This is a genomic window from Acinetobacter lactucae (assembly GCF_013344765.1).
GTDB classification, from domain to species: Bacteria; Pseudomonadota; Gammaproteobacteria; order Pseudomonadales; family Moraxellaceae; genus Acinetobacter; species Acinetobacter lactucae_A.
This window is the reverse complement of sequence record NZ_JABVBF010000392.1, coordinates 1-660: the sequence shown is the minus strand read 5'-3', so window position 1 is coordinate 660 and position 660 is coordinate 1. Positions and strand designations below refer to the sequence as shown.

The window sequence follows — 660 nt, the reverse complement described above, 5'->3', positions numbered from 1 at the left end:
AGTTTTACCCAAACATGATTTTATATATTGAATAAAATGCTGAGTTTACCCAACCGGCATTTTATTTCCCACACTACTTTCAATGACAAATCAACTATAGATATAATCAATTTTTACTGTAAAATTACACTAAAATAATTTTTAGCTTACTAGGAAAGAAGAGCAACAATGAAAAGTAAATATTACCTAACACAAGCAGATGCAGAGTTTTTAATGGAAGAAGCTCAAAAATATGCAATTGAACATAACTTTAAAGTCAGTATCGCTATTGTTGATGAAACAAGTTCTTTACTACTCATGAAACGTTTAGATGGTGCTTCGCCTTTATCCTCACATTTATGTTTAGAAAAAGCAAAATGCTCTTCAATATCAGGTAGACCTTCAAAATTTTATGAAGAACTTCTGCAAAGTGGTCGCTTAGGTTTTTTAAGTATGCCTAGTGCTCAAGGAATGTTAGAAGGTGGAAAACCAATTCTTTATGACGGCCAAATTTTAGGGGCGATTGGTGTTTCCGGTGTTCAATCTTTTGAAGACGCAGAAATTGCCCAACATGCGATTAATACCTTTTTAAAAAAACAAAACAGCTAACCTGAAATGATAGAAAAGAGAAATTATTGCACTTTTCATTTAAATATTTTCTCTTTTCTAAAAGTTAAGCAT

At 31.5% G+C, this 660-nt stretch carries 1 protein-coding gene; it reads left to right on the top strand.

Translation table 11 applies throughout. The annotated features are described in order from the left end of the window. The first annotated feature begins 168 nt into the window (after nt 1-168). Nucleotides 169-588, top strand: coding sequence for a GlcG/HbpS family heme-binding protein (locus HUN22_RS17510; RefSeq protein WP_174732042.1), 420 nt, complete (start codon nt 169-171; stop codon nt 586-588). Nucleotides 589-660 lie beyond the last annotated feature (72 nt).

What these genes read in the sequence shown, in the direction of transcription:
- HUN22_RS17510 (WP_174732042.1), top strand. Translation starts at nt 169, where the DNA reads ATGAAAAGTAAATATTACCTAACACAAGCAGATGCAGAGTTTTTAATG.